Annotated in this window: 24 protein-coding genes; 5 read left to right on the plus strand and 19 right to left on the minus strand. The window is 65.1% G+C overall.

All coding sequences use genetic code 11. From position 1 onward, the window contains the following. Positions 1–8: 8 nt before the first annotated feature. From ACODSK_RS00065 to flgB, 7 genes are read right to left on the minus strand one after another with little or no spacing between them, the layout of a single operon-like run. Positions 9–677, minus strand: coding sequence for a flagellar basal body L-ring protein FlgH (locus ACODSK_RS00065; RefSeq protein WP_489012962.1), 669 nt, complete (start codon positions 675–677; stop codon positions 9–11). A gap of 5 nt (positions 678–682) precedes the next feature. Next, a complete protein-coding gene (gene flgG / locus ACODSK_RS00070; RefSeq protein ID WP_489012963.1) occupies positions 683–1,465 on the minus strand; it encodes a flagellar basal-body rod protein FlgG in 783 nt (260 codons plus the stop codon). A gap of 19 nt (positions 1,466–1,484) precedes the next feature. Then, positions 1,485–2,240: a flagellar basal body rod protein FlgF gene (locus tag ACODSK_RS00075; RefSeq protein WP_489012964.1), complete on the minus strand. Its 756-nt coding sequence runs from the start codon at positions 2,238–2,240 to the stop codon at positions 1,485–1,487. A 4-nt stretch (positions 2,241–2,244) separates the two neighbouring features. Continuing rightward, the gene (flgE, locus tag ACODSK_RS00080; protein WP_489012966.1) at positions 2,245–3,393 is read right to left on the minus strand and encodes a flagellar hook protein FlgE; all 1,149 of its coding nucleotides are present in this window, start codon (positions 3,391–3,393) and stop codon (positions 2,245–2,247) included. A gap of 33 nt (positions 3,394–3,426) precedes the next feature. After that, a complete protein-coding gene (locus ACODSK_RS00085) occupies positions 3,427–4,101 on the minus strand; it encodes a flagellar hook assembly protein FlgD (RefSeq protein WP_489012967.1) in 675 nt (224 codons plus the stop codon). A 2-nt stretch (positions 4,102–4,103) separates the two neighbouring features. Then, positions 4,104–4,511 (minus strand): flagellar basal body rod protein FlgC, encoded by a 408-nt coding sequence (gene flgC / locus ACODSK_RS00090; protein ID WP_489012968.1) that lies wholly within the window; start codon positions 4,509–4,511, stop codon positions 4,104–4,106. 16 nt (positions 4,512–4,527) lie between these two features. After that, positions 4,528–4,938: a flagellar basal body rod protein FlgB gene (gene flgB, locus ACODSK_RS00095; RefSeq protein WP_489012969.1), complete on the minus strand. Its 411-nt coding sequence runs from the start codon at positions 4,936–4,938 to the stop codon at positions 4,528–4,530. A gap of 162 nt (positions 4,939–5,100) precedes the next feature. On the opposite strand from flgB, the gene flgA reads away from it, so the two are divergent. The 3 genes from flgA to flgN all read left to right on the plus strand — a co-directional run bounded on the left by flgA (position 5,101) and on the right by flgN (position 6,642). Then, complete coding sequence (gene flgA, locus ACODSK_RS00100) at positions 5,101–5,775, plus strand: flagellar basal body P-ring formation chaperone FlgA (RefSeq protein ID WP_489012970.1); 675 nt, start codon at positions 5,101–5,103, stop codon at positions 5,773–5,775. Between the two features lie 87 nt (positions 5,776–5,862). Next, a complete protein-coding gene (gene flgM / locus ACODSK_RS00105) occupies positions 5,863–6,159 on the plus strand; it encodes a flagellar biosynthesis anti-sigma factor FlgM (RefSeq protein WP_489012971.1) in 297 nt (98 codons plus the stop codon). A 39-nt stretch (positions 6,160–6,198) separates the two neighbouring features. After that, a complete protein-coding gene (gene flgN, locus ACODSK_RS00110) occupies positions 6,199–6,642 on the plus strand; it encodes a flagellar export chaperone FlgN (RefSeq protein WP_489012972.1) in 444 nt (147 codons plus the stop codon). Positions 6,643–6,678: 36 nt separating this feature from the next. On the opposite strand, the gene ACODSK_RS00115 is transcribed toward flgN, so the two are convergent. The 12 genes from ACODSK_RS00115 to ACODSK_RS00170 form a co-directional block, all read right to left on the minus strand. Then, entirely contained in the window at positions 6,679–6,810 is a 132-nt protein-coding gene (locus tag ACODSK_RS00115; RefSeq protein ID WP_489012973.1) for a hypothetical protein, read from the minus strand. A 49-nt stretch (positions 6,811–6,859) separates the two neighbouring features. Beyond that, positions 6,860–7,438 (minus strand): TerD family protein, encoded by a 579-nt coding sequence (locus tag ACODSK_RS00120; RefSeq protein WP_489012975.1) that lies wholly within the window; start codon positions 7,436–7,438, stop codon positions 6,860–6,862. 37 nt (positions 7,439–7,475) lie between these two features. Then, positions 7,476–8,051, minus strand: coding sequence for a TerD family protein (locus ACODSK_RS00125; RefSeq protein WP_489012976.1), 576 nt, complete (start codon positions 8,049–8,051; stop codon positions 7,476–7,478). A gap of 28 nt (positions 8,052–8,079) precedes the next feature. After that, positions 8,080–9,114 (minus strand): TerC/Alx family metal homeostasis membrane protein, encoded by a 1,035-nt coding sequence (locus ACODSK_RS00130; RefSeq protein WP_489012977.1) that lies wholly within the window; start codon positions 9,112–9,114, stop codon positions 8,080–8,082. Between the two features lie 11 nt (positions 9,115–9,125). Then, entirely contained in the window at positions 9,126–9,575 is a 450-nt protein-coding gene (locus ACODSK_RS00135) for a tellurite resistance TerB family protein (protein ID WP_489012978.1), read from the minus strand. Positions 9,576–9,620: 45 nt separating this feature from the next. Then, positions 9,621–10,787, minus strand: coding sequence for a TerD family protein (locus tag ACODSK_RS00140; protein WP_489012979.1), 1,167 nt, complete (start codon positions 10,785–10,787; stop codon positions 9,621–9,623). Further along, positions 10,784–11,377, minus strand: coding sequence for a TerD family protein (locus ACODSK_RS00145; RefSeq protein ID WP_489012980.1), 594 nt, complete (start codon positions 11,375–11,377; stop codon positions 10,784–10,786). The genes ACODSK_RS00140 and ACODSK_RS00145 overlap by 4 nt, the downstream gene beginning before the upstream one ends. A gap of 145 nt (positions 11,378–11,522) precedes the next feature. Continuing rightward, the gene (locus tag ACODSK_RS00150; protein ID WP_489012981.1) at positions 11,523–12,473 is read right to left on the minus strand and encodes an HpcH/HpaI aldolase/citrate lyase family protein; all 951 of its coding nucleotides are present in this window, start codon (positions 12,471–12,473) and stop codon (positions 11,523–11,525) included. Then, entirely contained in the window at positions 12,470–13,567 is a 1,098-nt protein-coding gene (locus ACODSK_RS00155) for a cysteine protease StiP family protein (RefSeq protein ID WP_489012982.1), read from the minus strand. The genes ACODSK_RS00150 and ACODSK_RS00155 overlap by 4 nt, the downstream gene beginning before the upstream one ends. Beyond that, positions 13,560–14,318, minus strand: coding sequence for an HAD family hydrolase (locus ACODSK_RS00160; protein ID WP_489012983.1), 759 nt, complete (start codon positions 14,316–14,318; stop codon positions 13,560–13,562). Before ACODSK_RS00160 ends, ACODSK_RS00155 begins: the two co-directional genes overlap by 8 nt. Then, complete coding sequence (locus tag ACODSK_RS00165; RefSeq protein WP_489012984.1) at positions 14,308–15,435, minus strand: phosphoribosyltransferase domain-containing protein; 1,128 nt, start codon at positions 15,433–15,435, stop codon at positions 14,308–14,310. The genes ACODSK_RS00160 and ACODSK_RS00165 overlap by 11 nt, the downstream gene beginning before the upstream one ends. Before the next feature lie 298 nt (positions 15,436–15,733). Further along, positions 15,734–16,615 (minus strand): helix-turn-helix domain-containing protein, encoded by an 882-nt coding sequence (locus tag ACODSK_RS00170; RefSeq protein WP_489012986.1) that lies wholly within the window; start codon positions 16,613–16,615, stop codon positions 15,734–15,736. A gap of 173 nt (positions 16,616–16,788) precedes the next feature. Here ACODSK_RS00170 and pobA point away from each other — a divergent pair, with 173 nt between their 5' ends. Together pobA and ACODSK_RS00180 are read left to right on the plus strand one after the other, a co-directional pair. Continuing rightward, positions 16,789–17,976 (plus strand): 4-hydroxybenzoate 3-monooxygenase, encoded by a 1,188-nt coding sequence (gene pobA / locus ACODSK_RS00175; RefSeq protein WP_489012987.1) that lies wholly within the window; start codon positions 16,789–16,791, stop codon positions 17,974–17,976. A 293-nt stretch (positions 17,977–18,269) separates the two neighbouring features. Continuing rightward, positions 18,270–19,742 (plus strand): SrfA family protein, encoded by a 1,473-nt coding sequence (locus tag ACODSK_RS00180; protein WP_489012989.1) that lies wholly within the window; start codon positions 18,270–18,272, stop codon positions 19,740–19,742. Positions 19,743–19,749: the final 7 nt, after the last annotated feature.

The following is a 19,749-nucleotide window of genomic DNA, read 5'->3' on the forward strand; positions in this document are numbered from 1 at the left end:
TTCTCTCGCTAGAACGGCGACAGGTTGAGCAGCACGCGATGCAGCCAGCCCATCCGTTGCGCCTCGTTGATATAGCCCTCGCCGACGTACTCGATGCGCGCCAGGGACACCTGGGTCGAGAGCACGGTGTTGTCGCCGGTGATGGTGCGCGGGTTGACCACTCCGGAGAAGCGGATGAACTCGGTGCCCTGGTTGATCGCGATCTGCTTGTCGCCGCGTACCCGCAGGTTGCCGTTGGGCAGCACTTCCATGACCGTCACCGAGATGGTCCCGGTAAAGGAGTTGTTGGCCCGCGAGCCGCCGCTGCCGGCGAACTCGTGATCGGTGGAAGCGTTGAGGCCGTAGTTGCCCACCTGGGAGTCGCGGTTGGAGCTGGTGGAGAACGCCAGACCCATGCTGCCGCTGCGGTCGGCGTTGGACGACGAGGTCTTGCTGGCGCTGACCTGCTCGTTGAGCTGGACGATCAGGGTGTCGCCGACCATGCGCGGGCGGCGGTCCTCGAAAAGCGGCTGCGAGGCGCGTCGCCCCTGGTAGATCGAGCCGTTGGCCAGGCGCGGCGGCGGCATCGGCATGTCCATGGACTCGTCGGGCACCACCGGCTGGCGCGCCAGTTGCTCGCAACCCGCCAACGCCAGCAGCAGCGCCAGGCCGGCGAACGGGGAAAGGAACCGGGTCATGGCACTCAAAGCTGGGACAGGCGTTGCAGCATTTCGTCGGAGGTCTCCACCGACTTGCTGTTGATTTCGTAGGCGCGCTGGGTCTGGATCATGCCGACCATTTCCTCCACCACGTTGACGTTGGAGGTTTCCACATAGCCCTGGCTGAGGGTGCCGCCGCCGTTCAGGCCGGGGGTGGTTTCGGTCGGCGCACCCGAGGCGTCGGTTTCCTGGTAGAGGTTCTGGCCGATGCTCTGCAGGCCGGCGTTGTTGATGAACAGCGCCAGGTTGAGCTGGCCGACCTGGGTCGAGGTCGCGGTGCCCGGCTGGGTCACCGAGACGATGCCGTCGGAGCTGATGGTGATCGAGGTGGCGTTGGCCGGAATGGTGATCCCCGCCGTCAGCTTGTAGCCGTTGGAACTGACCATCTCGCCGTTGGCATCCAGTTGGAAACTGCCGTCGCGGGTGTAGGCGGTGGTGCCGTCGGGCATGTCCACTTCGAAGAAGCCGAGGCCATTGATGGCCAGGTCCTTGGAGCTGCTGGTCTGCTCCAGGTTGCCCTGGGTGTGCAGGCGCTCGGTGGCCACCTGGCGCACCCCGGTACCCACTTGCAGGCCCGAGGGCAGATGGGTGTCGGTGCTGCTCTGGGCGCCCGGCTGGCGCACGTTCTGGTAGACGAGGTCCTCGAATACCGCACGCGAGCGCTTGAAGCCGTTGGTGCTGACGTTGGCCAGGTTGTTGGCAATCACGTCGAGCTGTTCCTGCTGGGCTTCGAGGCCGGTCTTGGCCGTCCACAGTGATCTGATCATCGATAAGGCTCTTTAGGTCTCAGCCCTGCAGGGCAAGCAGTTCGTTGGCGGTCTTGGCGTTTTCGTCGGCGGAGCTGATCGCCTTCATCTGCATTTCGTAGCGCCGGGCGTTGTCGATCATCGCCACCATGGCCCCGGTCGGGCTGACGTTGCTGCCCTCCAGCGAGCCGGGGCTGATCCGCAGGCTGTCGTCGGCCGCCAGTTGCTGGCGCACGCCGTTGGCATCCGCCGGCTGACGGAACAGGCCGTCGGCACCCGCTTCGAGGCTGCCCGGCTCGGCGGATACCAGCTTGAGCTTGCCCACCGGGCTCAGGCCGCGCGGCTCCATGCCCAGCTCGCGAACGCTGATGGTGCCGTCGCTGCCGATGCTGACTTCACTGCCCAGCGGCACGCTCATCGGGCCGCCATCGCCGATCACCGGCAGGCCCGCGACGGTCACCGCGCCTTCGCTGTCCACCTGCAAATCGCCGCGCCGGGTATAGGCTTCCTGGCCGTCGCTGCCCTGCACTGCGAGCATGGTGTTGGGGCCCATGGCCACGTCGAGGTTGCGGTCGGTGTGGGTGATCGGGCCTTCGGTCCAGTCCACACCGCTGCCGGTGGCGCTGACCGAAACCCGGGTCGGCAGGCCCTCGCCGGCCACCGGCGCAGCCTGCATCTGCACCAGCTGCGCGCGAAAGCCCGGGGTGACCACGTTGGCCAGGTTGTTGGCCACCACCGCCTGCTGTTCCAGCGCCTGGTTGGCCCCGCTCATGGCGGTGAAGAGCATCCGGTCCATTGCATCAGGATCCGATGTTCACGGCTTGTTGCAGGACTTCGCTTTGCGCGGTGACCGACTTGGCGTTGGCCTGGAAGTTGCGCTGGGCGACGATCAGGTTGACCAGCTCGGAGGTCAGGTCGACGTTGGAGTCCTCGGTGGTGCCGCTGAGGATCGAGCCCAGCGAGCCGCTGCTGGCCACGCCAAGCAGGGCCTGGCCGGACGAGCTGGTGGCCAGCCAGGTGTTGTTGCCGTTGGACTTCAGACCGTTCTCGTTGGCGAAGGTGGCCAGCTGGATCTGCGCGATGTTCTGGGTCTGGTCGTTGGAGTAGGTGGCGATCACCGAGCCGGTGTCATCGATTGTGAAGCTGACCAGGCTGCCCGAGGTGTAGCCGTTCTGCTCGATGCTCGACACCGCCGAGTCGTTGCCGAACTGGGTGGTGCCGGTCAGGTCCAGCTCGATGGACATCGCCGCCGCGCCGTTGGCCGGGTCGTAGGTGTAGGTGCCGGTGGCGCCGCTGGTGATCAGGCCGCTGGAGCTGAAGCTCACGCTCTGGCTTTCGGCGAGCAGGTTGCCGTCGATGGCGGTGTGGACTTCCCAGGTGTTTTCCGCGGTCTTGGCGAAGTACAGGGTCGAGGTGTGGCTGATGCCCAGCGAGTCGTAGACCGTGGCGGTGGTGGAATAGGAGTAGGTCGAGGCGTCGCTGGCATCGAAGGTGTCGGTGATGATGTCGTCGCTGGCGTCGAGGTTCAGCTCGGCGTCCAGCTCGGTGCTGGCGCTGGCCTGCATGCCGGTGGTGGGGATCTGGATCACGCCGTTGGTCCCGAGTAACTGGTCGCCTGCCGAGTTCACCAGGTAGCCCTCGGTGGTCAGGGTCAGTTGGCCGTTGCGCGAGTAGACGGTCTGGGTGCCGTCGGTGAAGGTGAAGAAGCCTTCGCCGTTGATCGCCAGGTCGAGGCTGTTGTCGGTGGTGGTCAGGCTGCCGGAGCCGAAGTTCTGCACCACGCCGGAGACCGTGGTCCCGAGGCCGACATCGGCGCCGGAGTAGACATCGGCGAACTGCACCGTCGAGCTCTTGAAGCCCACGGTCTGCGAGTTGGAGATGTTGTTGCTGACCACGTTGAGGTCGGTGGAAGCGGCGGACAGGCCGCTCAGCGCTTGGGAAAAGGCCATGATGTTTCTCCTGATGAGCGAGCGAGGACGGGTTCAGAGCACCAGCTTGACGTCGCTGAGGGCGACGTTGTCGTTGACCCCGCCGAGGTCGAGGGCCAGCTGGCTGCTGCTGTCGGTGGTCACGCCGGTGACCAGGGCATATTTCAGGGCGGTGGCAGTCACCGCCGTGGAATCGCTGCTGGCGCTGACGCTGAAGCTGTAGCTGCCGTCGGCGGCGGTGGAGCCGTCGTCCTGCACGCCATCCCAGTGCAGGGCCTGGGTGCCGGCACTCATGTCGCCCATGTCGAGGGTGGCGACCACGTTGCCGCTGCTGTCCTTGATGGTGACGGTGACGTCCTCTGCATCGCTGCCCAGGGTCACGCCGAAGGTGGTGGCAGTGCCGTCGGCGACCTGGATGCTGTTGCCTTCGATCAGCACACCGTTGCCGACCAGGGCCGAGGCTTGCAGGGTTTCAGCGGCGCTGATCTGGCTGGAGATGCCTTCGAGGGTGGTGGTCACGTTCTCGATGCTGCTGATGGTGCTGATCTGCGCCAGCTGGGTGACCATCTCGCTGTTGTCCAGCGGGTCGGTCGGGTCCTGGTTCTGCAGTTGCGTGGTCAGCAGGGTGAGGAACTCGTCCTGCAATGCCGCAGCGCTGGAACTGGAGCTTTCGCTGGTGTCGCTGCTGTTCATGGTCGAAAGGACCGAACTGGAAATGGTGCTGGTCATGCTTATGCCTCGCCGAGGGTCAGGGTCTTGAGCATCAGCTCTTTGCTGGCGGCCATGACTTCGACGTTGGCCTGGTAGGAGCGCGAGGCGGAAATCATGTTGACCATCTCGCCCACCGGCTCGACGTTGGGCATGCTCACGTAGCCCGAGGCGTCGGCCAGGGGATCGCCGGGGCGGTACTCCTGGCGCAGCGGCGACTCGTCCTCGGTCACCCCGCTGACCCGTACTCCGCCCAGGTCGCTACCGTCCTGGTACTGGGTTTCGAACACCACCTGGCGTGCGCGATAGGCCTCGCTGTCCGGGCCGCTGGTGGTGTCGGCGTTGGCCAGGTTGCTGGCGGTCACGTTCATGCGCTGGGACTGGGCGCTGAGCGCGGAGCCGGCGATCTCGAAAATGCTGAACATCGACATGCGGGATTCCCCAGGGTTATTCGGACTGCATCGCGGTCTTCAGCGATTGCAGGCGGTTGGTCAGGAAGGTCAGGCTGGCCTGGTAGCGCACGCTGTTGTCGGCGAACTGGGCACGCTCGCGGTCCATGTCGACGGTGTTGCCGTCGAGGCTGGGCTGGTCCGGTACGCGGTACAGCAGTTCGCGAGACGAGCCGGCGCTGCTGGCGGCACGCAGGTGGCGGTCCGAGGTCACGGCCAGGGACATGCCGCGGCTGAAGCGCTCTTCGTTCAGCGAGCTGGCCAGTTCGGCGGCGAAATCGAAGTCCCGCGCGCGAAACTCCGGCGTGTCGGCGTTGGCGATATTGTTCGCCAGCACCTGCTGGCGCTCGGCGCGCAGGCTCATGGCGTCCTGCTGGAAACGCAGCTCGTTGTCGAGTTTGTCGATCATGCCGGCGGCTCCCTGCATCAGTTGACGACCAGCAGGTTAGAGGCGAGTGGTCATCGGCAAAGGCCGGAACAAACCGCAATTTGCCGAGCAATTCGAGCTATGCCCATGCGCCGGGCTACCTAGAATGCTGCCTCTGGAACCCTTGGCGAGGAGTCGCGCGAGATGAAGGGAGAATTGCTGGCGGCCTTGCTTTTCCTGCTTCAGGCCGGGGCCGTGCATGGCCAGGACGACGCCTTGCACGAACGCGTGCGGGCGCTGGTGGAGCCACGTCTGCCGGCCGGAAGCCGGCTGACCGGCCTCGATCTCGGCCAGCCGGCGGCACGCATTCGCGCCTGTGCCGATCCGCGGCCCTACCTGGTGCATCCGCGTCAGTTGCCGGTCGGCCGGGTAGCGCTGGGAGTGAACTGCGGCACCGACGAAGCGGTGCTCGGCTATGTCCAGGCGCGGGTCGGGGCAAGTGGTACCTACGTGGTGAGCGCGCGCAGGATCGCTGCGGGTGAAACCATCAATGCCGACATGCTGATCAACCGCCGCGGCGCCCTTGAAGACCTGCCCAAGGGCAGCGCCCTGCGTAGCGAGCAACTGGTTGGCCGGCAGGCGGCCCGTGGTGTGGAAGCCGGTGCCGTGCTGGCGCTCAAGGCAGTGCGCGAGCGCTGGCTGGTGGAGCGCAACGCCCGCGTCTCGCTCAAGGCCCAGGGCAACGGTTTCAGCCTGAGCCGCGACGGCAAGGCCCTGGACAACGGCAGCCTGGGCAACACCGTGCGCTTCCTCAGCAGTGACGGGCGCATGTTCGATGCCCAGGTGGTCGGCAAGAACCAGCTGCAATTGCGTTACTGATTTTTTTCAACGAATCGCGATGGTTGGCAAAAGGTCGCCCTCGCCGCTGCCGATAGTGTTGTATCCACAGCCAATGAAGCCTCCATCGTGAAGATCATAAGCACCCCGCCCACCAGCCTTCTGCCCTCGACCGACGGCAGCCTGGCCGGCGCCGCCACGGCGTCGATCGCCACCCAGGACCCGGACCTGCTGCAGGACGAGGCCATCGAACTGTCCCAGGTCGCCAGCCTGACGCAGCCGGACGATGCCGCGACGGTCGACCTGGAAAAGGTCGCCGCCCTGCGCCAGGCCATTGGCGACGGCAGTTTCCAGATCGATCCGGAAAGCATCTACACCAGCCTGCTGGCCGATGCCCGGGAAATGCTCGGCAGCGCGCCAACATGAGCGCTGGCCCGGGCGGTACATGCTGACAGTGGAGTTTTCATGAGTCTGGACAGACACCTGGACCTGCAACGCCAGGCCGTGGAGCAGTTGCTGCAACTGCTGGAACAGGAACGCCAGGCCCTGGCCCAGGCACGGGTCGACGCCGAGCGCCTGCGCGAGCTGGTGGCCGGCAAGCAGGCGGCGTTACTACGCCTGGAGCAGTTGGAGGCGACACGCCTGGGCGCGCAGTTGAAGCTCGGTTATGGCCCCGGCCGCGAAGGCGCCCTGCGCGCGGCACGCGAGGCCAACTGCCTGGCGGGCTGGCGGCGCGTGCGGCAACTGGCGTTGCGCGCGCGGGCACTCAACCGGGCCAATGGCCAGGCGCTGGGTGTGCGGATGAAAGCCAACCAGCAGATTCTGGACTTTCTCGACCGCCTCACCGCCGATCGCCTGTACGGGCCCAATGGGCGACCGCTGCCCAGCCTTCAGGGAAACAGCGTATAGCCGGCACGCTGGCTACCCGCCTGGAACTCGACCAGTTCAGACGTAGCGCTTGCTACCGCTGGCCTCCAGCGGTTCGCCCTTGAACACATGCGGGCCATCCATGCTCAGTTCCACCGCGGCGCCCTGCCTCGCGGCGAAGTCCAGCGTGGTGTTTTCATGCCCGGGCAAAAAAATCCGGTGCCGCGGACCGGCACCGGATTCCGTGTAACGCGCAGCCTTAGCCGATGCTCACACCGTGGGCTTCAGCCAGTGGCTTGAGGCCGCCGGCAAAGCCCTGGCCGATGGCCTTGAACTTGAACTCGTCGTTGTGACGGTACAGCTCGCCAAAGATCATCGCGGTTTCGGTGGAGGCGTCTTCGGACAGGTCGTAACGGGCGATTTCCTTGCCGTCCGCCTTGTTCAGCACACGGATGTAGGCGTTGGACACCTGGCCGAACGACTGCTTGCGCCCCTCGGCGTCGTGGATGGTGACGGCGAAGACCAGCTTCCTCACGTCGGCGCCCAGGCCGGTCAGCTTGACGTTGACTTGCTCGTCATCGCCCTCGCCCTGGCCGGAACGGTTGTCGCCCAGGTGCTCGATCGAGCCATCGGCGGACTTCTTGTTGTTGTAGAAGATGAAGCTGGCGTCGTTGAGCACCTTGCCGCTTTCACCGGTGACGAAGACCGAGGCATCGAGGTCGAACTCGGTGCCGTCGGTGACCCGCGGGTCCCAGCCCAGGCCGACGATGATTTCGGAAAGGCCCGGGGCCTCTTTGGACAGGGAGACGTTGCCGCCCTTGGAGAGAGAAACTGCCATTTGTGTGATTCCTTGAGGTTTGAGGAGTGGGCGTGGATCAGAAGTTCATGCCATAGCCATTGGCCAGGGCGCGCAGGCCACCGGCATAGCCCTGGCCAACGGCGCGGAACTTCCACTCGCCGTTGTTGCGGTACAGCTCGGCGAAGATCATCGCGGTCTCGGTCGAGGCGTCTTCGGCCAGGTCGTAGCGCACCACTTCGGCGCCAGTCACTTCGTTGACGATGCGGATGAAGGCGTTGCCGACCTGGCCGAAGTTCTGCCTGCGCGCCTCGGCGTCGTGGATGGTCACGGTGAAGGCGATCCTGTCGACATCGGCCGGTACGCGGCTGAGGTCGACCTTGACCACTTCGTCGTCGCCAGCGCCGGCGCCAGTGCGGTTGTCACCGGTGTGCTCGACGGAGCCATCGGCACTTTTCAGCTGGTTGTAGAAGATAAAGTCGGCTTCGCCACGGACCCTGCCGTTGGCGCCCAGCAGAAAGGCGCTGGCGTCCAGGTCGAACTCGGTGCCATGGGTGGCGCGCGGGTCCCAGCCCAGGCCAACCAGGATCCTGGTCAGGCTCGGGTCGGTTTTCGACAGGGACAGGTTGCCGCCTTTTTGAAGAGTCAGTGCCATGAGTGCAGCTCCTTGTGATTGCTACTGATTACCGATTTTCAGCCGACGCCTCTTCCTTCTCCGGGAAGACGACGCTGGCGAGGATGCCCACCACCAGAACGACCATGACGATGAGCAGGCTGGTGTTCGGGTCGATGCCGATACCGTGATGGAACAGGTGGTCGGTTGCGTTGAGCGCCAGCTTGCCGGCGATGAAGAACAGCAGGACGATGACGGCCTTTTCCAGGTGCACCAGGTAGCGCTTGAGCGCTTCGAGGACGAAGTACAGGGTGCGCAGGCCGAGGATGGCGAACAGCATGGCCGAGTAGACGATCAGCGGTTCGCGGCTGACGGCGATGACCGCCGGTACCGAGTCGAAGGCGAACAGCACGTCCGAGACTTCCACCACCACCAGGCAGAGGAACAGCGGCGTGGCGAACAGGCCGCCCTTGGCAGCCAGGCTGAGGCCCTGGTTTTCCGGTTTCTGCACTTCAACTTCGAGGACCTGGCGGCGGACGAAGAAGTTGTGGCCATGGAGTTTCGGCCAGACCGGGAAGAGCTTTTTGGCGAAGCGGTAGGCGATATGCTTTGAGTAGTCCTCTTCTTCCTCGTCATCGCCGCCGCTGCGCAGCATCATGACGGCGGTCCAGGCCACGATCACAGCGAAGACGATCTCGACCCAGGGGCCGAAGGCCAGCAGGCCGGTACCGATCGCCACGAACACGCCGCGGAACACGATAGCGCCGATGATGCCCCAGTACAGCACGCGGTGACGCAGGCCGTCCGGCACCTTGAACCAGGCGAAGATCGCCATGAAGACGAACAGGTTGTCGACGCTCAGGACCTTTTCCAGGGCGTAGCCGGTGACGAACAGGCTGGCCACGTCCGGGCCGTGCTGGACGTACAGGAAGCCGGCGAAGGCCAGGGAGATGGCGACCCAGAACACCGACCAGATCGAAGCGCCGGCCAGGCTGATCGGCTTGTCGCCGCGGTGGGTGACCATGTCCAGCAGCAGCGCGCCCAGCGCGATGCCGACAAAGACCGCCATGGTCAGCGGTGGGAATCCAAGTTGGGTTGCTTCCACGATTCAGTTCCTCAGAGTTCGAAGTCAGCCGGGTTCAGCCCCAGCTCCAGGCAGATCAGGCGGGCTACCGACTTTTCCTTCGCGGCGAAATCGCCATCGGACGCACCGACCGCGCACACCACCCGCACCAGCAGGCGCGCTTCGCCATCCTTGCCCTTGATCTTGCTGATCGCCTTCAGGGCTTCTGCCTGGCCGATCTGGAAATCGAACTCGAACTTGCCGCAGGCGTCGTTGAACACCTTGATCACGTCATCCAGGTTGAAGACCTTCAATTCCGCCGAGCTATTGATGAAGCCGGCCATCTTCATCCTCTCCTCGGACTTGATCTCGCCATCGGCGGCGGAGATCAGCGCGCATCCATTGGCCAGCGCCTCCATGAAAGTCCGGTTCTTGAATTTGCCGACCTCGGTCGTCAAGGTTTCACGGGCTTTCACCGCGTTGGTTTTCAGCCACTCGAGCATGTGTTTCCCCTCTATGGGCGGGGCCACGGCCGCGCCCGGTCATCGTTACTTGGAGCCGGCTTTCCAGCGCATGCCCCAGCCATAGGCCTGGTCCAGTTGCTGATGGCCGTTGTGGAAGTCGACCCGACGCGAGACTTTCGCGGCGCCGCCGATGTTTTCCAGCAGCGCGATCGCACACATGCCCTGACGACCACCTTCCTCGTTCATCCGCACTTCGATGTCCGGTTGTCCGGGGACGAAAATCGTCACCACGCCATCGGTGGCCGCCCAGTTGGGGGCACCGTCGTAGATGTAGGCGAAGATGAGGATGCGTTTGATCTCGCTCCACTGCCGTCCGTTGATGTGCAGCCACTCGCCGCCGGCCACCGAGCCGGTACGGTCGTCACCCATCAGCTGGATGTAGGGTTCCTGGTTCAGGTCGCCGAAGGACCGGCCCAGCGCCTGGACCACGCCCTTGTAGCCGTCCTGCAGTTCGAACAGGCAGCCGAGATCGAGGTCGATGGCGTTGCGCTTGCCGAACAGCCCGCCGAACATTCCGCTGCTACCGCTGCTGCCCTGGTTCCAGTTCAGGTTGACGCGGATCTCGCCAAAGCCGGCCGCGCTCTTCTCCAGGCTGATGCTGGAGCGGGTCTTGTCGAGGGTGACCTTGCTCAGGCTGATGGTTGACTGCGGCGCCGGAGCGGGCGCTGGGACCGAACTCGGCGCTGGTGCCGCGATATCGACGCCGAAGTGCCTGGCCAGAGGCTCCAGGCCACCGGCGAAGCCCTGGCCGACGCAGCGGAATTTCCAGGCGCCCTGGCGCAGGTAGAACTCGCCGAGGATCAGTGCGGTTTCGTTCATGCCTCGAGTGGCAATCTGCGCCTCGATGCCGCCGGTGACAGAAAGGGCCAAGGTCGACACGCGGTCGAAGGTGGCCTTGTTCTCATGGATGGTTGCGGTCAGGGCGATCTTTTCCACTGCGGGATCGACGCGGCCCAGGTCCAGGGTGAACCCGACGCGCCCTGCGGTGCTGCTCGACAACTGCACGGCACCGCCGAGAATGTCGGTCTGGCTGTAGAAGCACATGTCGCCATCGCCGCGCACCTTGCCGGAGCTGGCGAGGGCGAAGGCGGAGATGTCCAGGTCGGCACCCGGAATCGGGCTGTAGCTGATATCCACCCGCAGTTGGCCAGTCGCTACCGGAGCGTTGCCGCCCGGGGTCAGCATGGTCACGGGCGCACCGCCTGGATGGCCAGGCTGACCAGGTCGTTGGCGGTGCTGCCGTTGGTGGCCTGGCCGATGGCCTTGAAGTCCCAGTCGCTGCCGCGACGGCTCAGGCTGGCCATGACCACACCGGTGTGGCTGCCTTTCTCGGCCAGGTTGAAGCGGGCCAGCTCCTGGTTTTTAGAATCATCGAGAATGCGGCAGTAGGCGTTTTCGACCTGGTCGAACTTCTGTCCGCGGAAGCTGTTGACGGTGAACACCAGGTGCTGGACCAACGCCGGCACGCGTTGCAGGTCGACCTCGATGGTTTCGTCGTCACCCTCACCTTCGCCGGTCAGGTTGTCACCAAAATGCTTGATGGAGCCCTCGCGGGACTGCAATTGGCGGAACCACACCAGGTCCACTGGCTCGAAGCTGCCGTCGAGGAGGATGCAGGACGCATCCAGATCGATCGCATCGTTGCCGCCACCGAACATCCTGGACATGAAACCGCTTGATTTCACCGGGTCCCAGCCCAGTCCGAGGCTGACTGAGGTGAGGCCGCTGCCTGCGGTCTTTTCCAGCGAGATGCTCTGGTTCTTGCTCAGGGTGAGTGCCATTTTTACGCTCCTTGTGGGTCGTCGAACAGGAAGCCGGGGGTTGCGTGCCTGCCGACTTGCCTGCCTTGTGGAACCGCGCGCGGGATCGCCGCCACGCGGGATGAAAATGTCGCCAGTGCGGGTCTTGTGCAGCCATCAGCAGTGCTCATCCGTGCACCTCGGCCAGGCGCACGTTGTGCTCGGCGTTGCTGGGGTCGGTGGGCTTCACCCCATGCCACTTGGCCCGTTCGAGAATGCCCAGCGCCCATTTGTAGTGGGTCGCCGGTTCGTGCATGGCGTCGTTGTGGCGGAACACGGCGGGGGCGACGTCGTTGACGATCAGCCGGGCGCTGTTCAGGTCATCCAGGTTGACCCGCAGCGCTTCGTGGATCAGGCCGATCTGGCTCGGGTGGATGGCGGTCTTGCCCACCAGGCCATGGGCGATGTCCAGTTCCAGCTCCTCGCACAGCAGGTGCGGCGTCGCCAGTTGCTCGAACACGGGTGCGGCCAGGGCAAAGCCCTGGGAGCCCATGACCCCGGCGAGCATCGCAATCACATAGCTCATAGGCGTGCTGTACAGGGTGGTCGCCGGGTTGCGGCGCAATCCGAGGCAGCCCATCAGGTCGTTGCCGCCGATGCGCAGGGCGAGGATGCGCCGGTCGAGGCTGGCCTTCAGCGCCTGGCCCAGTTCGACCATGGCGCCCGGGTCGTAGACCTCGGCGGTTTCCAGGGTGGGCATCAGGTACAACTGAGGATTGCCGACCGCACGCTCCCAGGCGCCCAGGGAGTCGAGGGTCAGCTTGGGCACCACGAAACCATCGACATGTTTCATCAGCGCCCAGTCGTTGAGCCGCGCAGCCATGTGCGCATTGCGTGGCCGCACGAACAGCAGTGGGCCCTGGTCGCAGCGCCCACCCAGACGATCGATCGCGGTCAGCAAACCGCCCAGGTTGTCCAACGCCTGGTCGACATCGATAGCCGCCACCGCGTCTTCGAGGCATACGACCAGCGAACGCAATTCGGGGATTTTCTGGCCGAGGACGATCTCCAGGATGTCGTCCCGGGTCGCCGGCATGTACAGGGTCGCCCCCAGGGCAAACGGAGAAATGACCTTCATGCCCTGGCGCTCCGGATGAGGGTGGCCGCGCGGTACGGCCCCAGCGCCGCGCCAACTTCCTCCACCGCCACGCCGGCACGCTCGGTGAGGTGCAGCAGCAGGCGCACGTCGCTGTCGTTTCGGTCGCGCACCAGCACGTGGTCGGGCACGCGGCGCAACACGGCGCGGGTCGCTTCGGCGATACCCGGTTTGATGCGGTTCGGGTTGTCGATACCGAAGCGGGCCGCCAGTTCAGCCACCACGGCATCGGCGGCGGTCTGCAAGTCTCGTTTCTGCGCGGTGCTCCAGGGGCTGGCCGGCGCGATGTCGGCGAGTGTCGCGCGGGCGCTTTCGATGTGTTCGATGAAGTCGCGGGTCACGTCGTGCTCGCGCAGATGGTCATACACCACGCAGCCATGCAGGCCGCCGTCGGCTGGCCAGATCGAGCGCGACACCAGCCCGGAAACGGTGGCACCGAGGATCCCCGAGGGAATCACCCAGTCCTCGGCGGAGGCTGCCAGCCAGGCCCGCCCGCAAGGATCGGCGAGCACCACCAGGCGCGGTTCCGCGGCGAAGCGCGGATCGTCCTGCAAGGTCCGCCGCAGCTCGCCGGAGATGGCGCCCTTGCCGGTCCAGCCGTCGACGAACACGATGTTGGCGGCGCCGTGCCGCTCGATGATCGCGTCGAGCGCCACGCGGTCGATGCCTCGATCACGGATGATGCTGACGCCATAGTGATGCGCCTGCCGTCCCGCTTCGACCAGCGCCCGGCGCAGCAAGACGCCGAAGGGCAATCCGGCCCGGACGAAGGACACCAGGGCGATGTCCGGTCCGTGACATTCGCGGTCCAGGGCGGCAGCCAGGGCCGCGACATCGGCGGCCATGCGCGCGCCATTCTGCGACAGCGCGCGGGCATACAGGGCCTTGTGCGTGTCGCTCGGCGCATGCTCCTGGCTGATCATCTCGGAGTAGTGCTTTTGCCGGGTCTGGATCAGGCGTTCCTTTTCCGCGATGCCGGTGACCTCGATCTGCACGGGACGCAGGAGGAACTGCACGTCATCGTTGGCATAGCTGCCGCTGCCGACCTCGCTCGCGACATTCAGCCAGCTAGTCATCGAGCAACTCCTTCACGCGCTGCGCCAGCTGGCTGCGCGCGGGCGTTGCCCACAGATGGCAGAGGTCCATGAAGCCGAGGTCGGTGAGACTGTCGCCGAAGCCCAGCACCGGGCGCTCGCCATTCATCTCACGGTCGCGGCGCAGCCATTCCTCCACGGCCAGGCGCTTGGTCAGCCCCTCGGGCAGGAACGCCAGGTTGTTGCCATTGCCGTGGACATGCATGCCGTCCAGCAGGCCACGGGCACGCACCTCGGCGAGGACCTCGGTCAGCACCGCGTCGGTGGATTCGTTGTGCTTGGTGACCACGTAATGCCGCAGCCCCTCTTCCTCCACCACCCAGCCACGCAGGGAGTAGCCGAGCGCCGCGCCGATGCCCAAAGTGGTCTCGCTCAACGCTGGCAGGCGCCGGTGAAAGTCTCCAAGCACGCGGCTCATGCGGGCGTGCCAGGCGGGATCGAGGGCGCCGTCGGCAGCGAGCATCACGCCACCGTGGGAGCAGATGGCACCGTGGACGAAGGGAATCCGCACGCGGCTGTAGGCTTCGACACTGCGGGCAGTCACCGGCACTACGTCGGCCGTGCCCAGCAGCCAGTCGACCAGTGCCTGCTGGGTCGGACTCATGTAGCCGTTGGGCTGTCCGTTGACATCCAGCGTCGCCGGGATGCGCGACGTGTCCGCCGGCATTTTCCGGGCGGTCTGGAACAGGGTGTCGTCCAGATCGACGAATACCAGGGGACGGTTACTCGCCATCGACGATGATCTCCGCACCCAGCACCTCCACCAGTTCGCGAGGCAGGGCCTGGGCGGGGGTTTCGCTGCAGATCAGCACGCGGTCGAACTGGCCGGGCCTGACGTTGTAGAGGAAGTTGGGAATGCCCAGCCCGTAGTTGTCGGAGAACGACAAGGCATGGTCGATGGAGTGGCCGAGGGCAATGGGCGAGCGCGTGGTGGCGCTGAAGTGCACGTCCGCGCCGGCCCGCTCCAGCCGTTCGGCGAGGAGGAAGGGGCGCCAGACGAACTCGCCGGTACCGAGCACGATGATCTTCTCGCCCGGCCTGACCTGAAGGTCCGCCGCCAGCGTGTCGTCCACCCGCCGGGTAGCCAGGCGGCCCCAGTCGTTGCTGGCGAGCAACGGCCACTCGCCAATGGACACGGCACCGACATCGGGCATGTCGGGAAGGGGCGCAGCCAGGTCCTCGTCGAAGCGATAGGCACCGCGCAGCAACGATACCGCCGTGGCCGTGTCGCCGAGGCGCTTGCACACCGCATCGGCGGACCAGTCGGTGAGGACACAGGTCACCACTCGTTCGAGCTGGCTGAGGCCAGCCTCGACCAGGGCGCAATGCAGGTTGATGAAGGTCTTGCCGGTGGAGGCTTCGTCGTCGACCAGCACCAGCGAGCGCGCCTGCAGCATCTGCTCGCGCAGCTCGGGGTCGACCGGCAGGTGCAGCAGGTGGGAACTGGCGTGGCTGTGCTCTTCTTCGAAGCGGGCGAACAGCGGGCAGCCCAGCGGGTGACGGGTGCTGACCAGGTACAGGCTGTCCGGGCGGGTGGCGCTGTAGGCACGATGCACACCGGCGCCGAGGCCGACGGCGGTCTCGGCCATGCCGATCACCAGCACCGGGCCGGGCAGGTCGGCGGGGATCCCGGCAGCCAGGCGTTCAAAGCTGGCGGCCATCACCGAAGGCCGTACCGGGATGTGCCGTCCCAGTACCTTCGAGACGAAGAGAAACGCGCGCTTGGGGTTGCGCCGTTCGGCGAAACCGAACAGCTCGGACGGTGCCACCACGGCATCGTCGACTGTGACCTCCAGCAATCCACGCTGGAGTCGGGCGCGCAGCGACGCGGGTACTGCTGTGCTTTCCATTGACCGTTTCCTGTTCCGGCGCGGGCGTGAATGTCTTGCCGGAGAGGTGGCGCAAGGCCGCCCTCAAGCGAGGTGATGTGGAACCAGCTCATGGCGGCGACAGGTGACAGATCGCCATCACCGGACCGTGGATTTCCGGGCTGTCCCACAAGCGGCGGGCATTCTACTTACGGGCTAAGGAAGGGAAATTTGGAAATGGCAACAAAGCAATTCACCGCCGCCAATGCAGCCGGAAAGCGCTGATGCGGCCTTGAATTTGCTGGGCGAAACGCAGGTTGGGGTGAGCCCGGGAGGAGTGCTACAAGTCGTTACCGGGGTTGCGACGAAAGCCGTTCGGCGACTGTCCGCTCAAGCGTCGGAAGAACCGGGAAAAGTAGGCGGGATCGGCAAAGCCGAGGTTGTCCGAGACCTGGGCCACGGTCATGTTGGTGTAGACAAGGTTGCGTCGCGCCTCCAGCAGCAGGCGCTGGTGGATGATCTGCAGGGCGGTCTGCCCGGCCAGCTGGCGGCAGAGGTTGTTCAGGTGCACGGCGGACATGCCCAGGCGGTGGGCGAAGGTTTCCACCGTGAGGTGCTCGCGGTAGTGCTTTTCCACCAGCTTGATGAAGCCGCCGAGGAATTGCCGGTTGCGCTCATCGCGACCGCTCGCCGTCCGACTCTGCTGGCGCGTGCGGGTGATCCACACCATCAGCACATTGACCAGCGAGCCCAGCACCAGGTCGCGGGAGGCAGCGCTGCCTTCGTATTCCTTCAGCAGGGTCGCGAACAGGGTGTCGACGAGCGCACGGTCCTCGCCCAGCGCATAACACCCGGTCGATGCCAGCACCGCCAGCGGCGCGCCGAGTTGCGCCTCCAGTTGCGCCACCAGCGGCGCGCCCAGGCTCAGCACGTAGCCCTCGATATCTTCGGAAAACTGGAAGCCGTGCACGCACAACGGTGGAGTGACCTGGATCGAGGGCTCGACGATCCTGCTGCGCCGCCCTTCCACTTCCACCGTCGCCTGGCCGTGTTGCACATAGAGCAACTGGAACAGGTCGGCATGCCGGTGCGGCTTGATCTCCCAGTGGTACAGGCTGCTGCGCTTGGGGATGGACTCGCAATGCAGCAGGTCCGGGGTCGGCCAGGCGTGGCTTTCGCCGTAGAGCTTGAAGACGGGGACGGCTGAAGGATTTGTTTTCATCGAGTCATTGGCTCCCACAGGGCCCGCGTCGCCCATAAAAAGGTGATCGATAATCGGACAGATTTTGCAAAAGTACAATTCACCGGCGACAAATCACCTTCATTTCCAAGCCATACCAGCAAAAAATACAGGAGCGCGCAGACCTAAAAACGTCCAGATACGAGACAAGAACAATGAAGACTCAGGTTGCCATTATCGGCGCAGGTCCGTCCGGCCTGCTGCTCGGCCAACTGCTGCACAAGGCCGGCATCGACAACATCATCATCGAACGCCAGACCCCGGACTACGTGCTCGGCCGCATCCGCGCCGGCGTGCTGGAACAGGGCACCGTCGACATGCTCCGCGAAGCCGGGGTGAGCGAACGCATGGACGCCGAAGGCCTGGTCCACGAAGGCGTGGAGCTGGTGTTCGATGGCAAGCGGGTGCCGATCCACCTGACCGAACTGACCGGCGGCAAGAGCGTGATGGTCTACGGCCAGACCGAAGTCACCCGCGACCTGATGGACGCCCGCAGCGCCAATGGCGCGCCGATCATCTACGCCGCCAGCGACGTGCAACTGCACGAGGTCGAGGGCGAGCGCCCCTATGTCACCTTCGAGAAAGACGGCGAGCGCCAGCGCATCGACTGCGACTACATCGCCGGCTGCGACGGTTACCACGGCGTGTCGCGCAAGACCATTCCCGAAGGCGTGCTGACCGAGTACGAGCGGGTCTACCCGTTCGGCTGGCTCGGCCTGCTGTCCGATACCCCGCCGGTCAACGAAGAACTGATCTACGCCCAGCACGAGCGCGGCTTCTCCCTGTGCAGCCAGCGCTCGCTGACCCGCAGCCGCTACTATCTGCAAGTGCCGCTGAGCGACAAGGTCGAGGACTGGAGCGATGCGCGTTTCTGGGAGGAGCTGAAGTCACGCCTGCCGGAAGACGTGGCCGCGCGCCTGGTCACCGGCCCTTCGCTGGAGAAGAGCATCGCGCCGCTGCGCAGTTTCGTGGTCGAGCCGATGCAGTACGGCAAGCTGTTCCTGGTCGGCGACGCCGCCCATATCGTCCCGCCCACCGGCGCCAAGGGCCTGAACCTGGCGGCCTCGGACGTCTGCTACCTGTACCGCATCCTGGTCAAGGTCTACCGCGAAGGCCGCACCGACCTGCTGGAGAAATACTCCGAGCTGGCCCTGCGCCGGGTGTGGAAAGGCGAGCGCTTCAGCTGGTTCATGACCAACCTGCTGCACGACTTCGACGGCCACAAGGACGCCTGGGACCGCAAGATGCAGGAGGCCGACCGCGAGTATTTCCTCAACTCCCATGCCGGGCTGGTGAACATTGCCGAGAACTATGTCGGGCTGCCTTACGAAGAGGTTTGCTAACGCCTGGTTTACGGCAAAAAGGGGCCGACTCTGCATCGGCCCCTTGCAATACCGCACAACCTGGCAACTTCGTCGGCGCGCCGAGCAATTTCGGGGTGACGGTGCGCTAAAGCCTGTACTAGAAGCACTGCGGCCGCTCATTCGCAACCACGGCTTTTTGACGTCAATTCGAACGAATTGGTCTGTCACGAATTGACGCAGAAATCATTTTGCCATTAGTGTTGCTCGGTTTTTCGGTATTGAAATCAGGATACCGGATGGAATCGGATTAAAGACTAAGTAGGTCTTCAAGGATGCATGGAGTATTGCTACGTAGCGGGAGAAGTGAAGACTTCACCGCATTGGGCGAGACTGGCCAACCCGTCTATCGTGCGGCGTTGCAGATTCGCGAGGCGATTCGACGCAAGTATCCGGAGTACCCGGAACTGGTCGAGCACCTGGCCATTCCCCAGAGTGACGAACGAGGCAGCACCCTCGATTGGTACAGCGAACGCCCAGGCGACGTTATCCCGTGGGCCAGCGCCACCGAGGAAGAGCGGGCACCCGCCCGTGCCCAGCTGGAAGTGCTCAAGACCCGCATCAACGACCTGAGCAACACCCTGCTCGGCGTGGATGCCCAGGGTCAGCCGCTGGCCGGGTCGCGCAACAACGCCCAGGGCGACACTACGGTATTCGGCAAACTGCTGACCTGCGTGATTCCGTTCCCCGATGAAAACTTCGTCTACCTGGTCGACGGCCGCCCGGTCCTGACCTTCTGGGGCTTCATCCATGCCGGTGCCGAGCGCGCCCGCGAGCCGCTGCACTGCCTGTATCCGAAGGTGGCCAAGGCCGCTGAAGCGGTCACGCCGGCACCTGTCGCGCCCGCAGCACCCGTTCCGCCAGTCGCCCCGCTGGCACCGCCACCTGCTCCCGTCGTAGCGACCACCCCATGGTGGCGGCGCTGGTGGTGGCTGCTTCCCCTGCTTCTACTGTTGCTCCTGTTGTTGCTGTTCGGCCTGCGCAGTTGCGCGCCAGCTGTGATTCCGCCCGTCGACGACGGGAATGGCCAGACCCGCGGCAACATCGACCCGAACAAGAACGGCGACACGCTGCACCTGCCAGACCAGACCGACACTGGCCCGGGCACTCACGGCAGCGGCACCGGCAACGGCTCCGCAGACACCGGCAGCGTTGGCTCCCCGCAGGACGGGCAAGTGCTGCCCGGCCCCGATTCGGGCCAGGCAACCAACGACACACCGCCCGACCAGAAAGAGCCGGACAACACCAACACGCCCCAGCCACCGGAACCCGAGCCAGCTCCCGCTCCCGAACCACAGCCGGAGCCGGAGCCGGAGCCACAACCCACCCCGGCACCGCCGAAGCTGCCGGACGACCGGCAGCCGACGGCCAACGCGCAGAACCTGCTGAGCATTCCGCCGGACGCGGCCAACGGCAAGGCCGACTTCCTCAACGGCGACTGGGCAGGCGCCGGCATCCAGGAAGTGGGCACCGGCAAGCCGCTGCGCCTGAAGTACGACTTCAAGGATGGCCAGGGCCAGGCCACGGTCCGTCGCTCCGACGGCGTGAGCTGCCAGGCGCCGGTTTCCGCCGCGATGAACCAGGGGCAGTTGTCGATCAACAGCGCGGGCCAGGCCGTCTGTGCCGATGGCAGCAGCTATGAACTCCCGCAGGTGAACTGCAAGCCGGGTGCGACCAGCGCTGCGGACTGCTCCGGCAACTACGGTGCCGAAGCCTTCCCGATGCTGATGAAACAAGCCGGTCAATAACACGAGA

It is taken from the genome of Pseudomonas sp. FG98, assembly GCF_057808595.1.